1 protein-coding gene is annotated in these 2,196 nt (G+C 64.1%); it reads right to left on the minus strand.

Going from position 1 to position 2,196, the window contains the following annotated elements:
- Window positions 1-711 precede the first annotated feature (711 nt).
- A complete protein-coding gene (locus A5789_RS18770; protein WP_064903158.1) occupies window positions 712-2,067 on the minus strand; it encodes a hypothetical protein in 1,356 nt (451 codons plus the stop codon).
- Window positions 2,068-2,196 lie beyond the last annotated feature (129 nt).

Below are 2,196 nucleotides of genomic sequence, written 5' to 3' on the forward strand. Positions count from 1 at the left end.
ACGACTTACACGTCGTAGTACAGCTCGAATTGCGTCCTGGGCTTTTGCTGCCGATGGGTGGTGATGGCCCAGGGCGTCTACCTGCATGTTTGATGAGTTGTAGCGTTGGTGAGAACCGGGCCGATTGGGTAGCGCTGCGGACGAACTGCGGACGAAACCGGGGCTCGGGCTGACGGATAGGTCGTCTATCCGCACCGACTGCACTTCCCCCATCATCCTCATACTTGCCGCTCTCAGCGGAAGACGGCCGGGTCAAGGGCGGGTTTTCCCTTGACGCGGTTGTCTGGAGCGAGACAATCAGGCAATGAGGAGGGTGGGGGAATCTTGCGTTATCAGCACGGAGTGGTAGCGACTCGAGACGGTGGCTACTGCCGGAGGCGATCATGTGGTTTCTGGGTGAAGGTGACGCGAGCCGTTGACCGGGCTGGAAGTTAGCGCCTTCACGATCGACTGCGGGAGAGCAAATCGGGGACGGCAGGCGTCGTGCCCAGCACTGCCCTCGTTGATGAAAGTGGTCAGATAGGAATGGCCGGCGTTCTACCCCGTCGCCAGCGCGGCGCCGACGCGACCGACGCGCCGCGAGCGACGTCTTTTCAGCGAGCGTTCGCGCGTCGCCGCGCGGCGGAGCCGCGCTGGCGACGGGGCGCGGACGCTCGCCTTGATCCTATATAGCCAAATTCGGCAACGACTGCGCTGCGGGAGCTACGAACGCTACGCGGCCAACCCGAGAAGCTCCGCCGCTTGGCGATTGAAGTCCTGTACTTCCGGGACCGTGCCGTACGGCTTGAGCGTCCGCTGAAGATCGGAAACCGCCTGAAGACTCCGCGAGGAGTTGACGGTGGTGGTGAGCTTCACGACGGTTGTTGCGTGCCGCGCTGCTGCTTCGATCTCGTTGCGCTGTACGAAAGCTGATGCAACGGCGGCCTGGCTGAGGCTTCCTCGGCGTGCACGCCGCTGCTCCCGGCACTCCTGGATCGAGAGACCTGCGAAACGGTCGAGTTCGTCGGGCTGGTCCAGGTCCCGGAAGCAGTACGCGGCCTCGCCGTAGAAGTACGCCCGGTCGATGAACCGTGCCCACTCCGGCTCATTGGCGGTGTTGATCTTCTCGAAGCTCGATTCGCCCCGGGTCACCGCCTTGACGGTGCCTTTGGCATCGCCGAGACGGGCGAGGGCTCGCGCTTCCAAGATGCTCAGATCGGCGTAGCACGCGGGGGAATCGCCAGGGGAAATGCCGTGGAGCCCAGCGCGGGCGAGGGCTACGGCCTCGTGCGAATGGCCCAACAGGTTGGCCTGATCGGACATGCCGGCAAGAACGTGCGCCCCAAGGACTCGGTTGCCTGCGGCCTGCGACAGTCGCAGAGCCTGAATGAGGTACCGCTGGGCGAGTCCGTGCTCTCCGTCGTCGTAGGCCATCCATCCGATGAGGTACGCCTGTTCGGCAGCGGCGTCGTATAGCGCGGCCTGCACATCCGGTTGATGCTGGCTGCGGATGAGCGGGATAACCGTGGTGTTCATGTAGTTCACCAGTGCCGCGCGTGCATGCCCTCCGCCGCGCATGACGTCCATTTCCTGGAAGAGGGCGAACATATCGCGGATTCCCGCTACCTGGTGCATCCCGATCGCGCGGGGGCCGCGCTCGGAGGAGACCTCCTCGAACGAGGCCAACAGCCAGTCCCGGCTTGGTGCGGCAAGCGCGGCAAGGATAAACGGTGCGGCGAACTCGCCGGATGTGTAAGCGGTCCCCAGGTCGCTGAGTGTCTCGAGCGTCGCGGCGGGGTCGGGCGAGTACACCAGACTGCGGGATGCGAGCGAGTCTGTCGTCTCCATCCCGATTTCCGCCGGCCGAATGTTCCGACCCAGCTTCTCAGACAGCGCCCGGCAGATCAGGGCGGGAGTGATTCCCCGCGGCTTCTGCCCCTGCTTCACCCATCGGCCTACAGCGGTGTAGTCATACCGGAGCGCTTCGCCCTCGTCGGCTCCGAGCGCGTTGACGCGCTTGGCGAGACCTGCCCAGGACATACCGGACTGGACAATGAGGTCTTTGAGAGCTGTGTTCGGCTCGGCCACGACAGTTCACCCACTTCCCGAAACGGCGTCTCGTTCCGGTCCGATGATACGGGCAGTGATGACGCGTCGGGAGGTGCACATGTGCCCTTGCGAATTCACATGGGGATTCACATGGTTCGTGGGTGTAGG

It is taken from the genome of Nocardia sp. 852002-51101_SCH5132738 (genome assembly GCF_001665695.1).
Classification (GTDB): Bacteria; Actinomycetota; Actinomycetes; order Mycobacteriales; family Mycobacteriaceae; genus Nocardia; species Nocardia nova.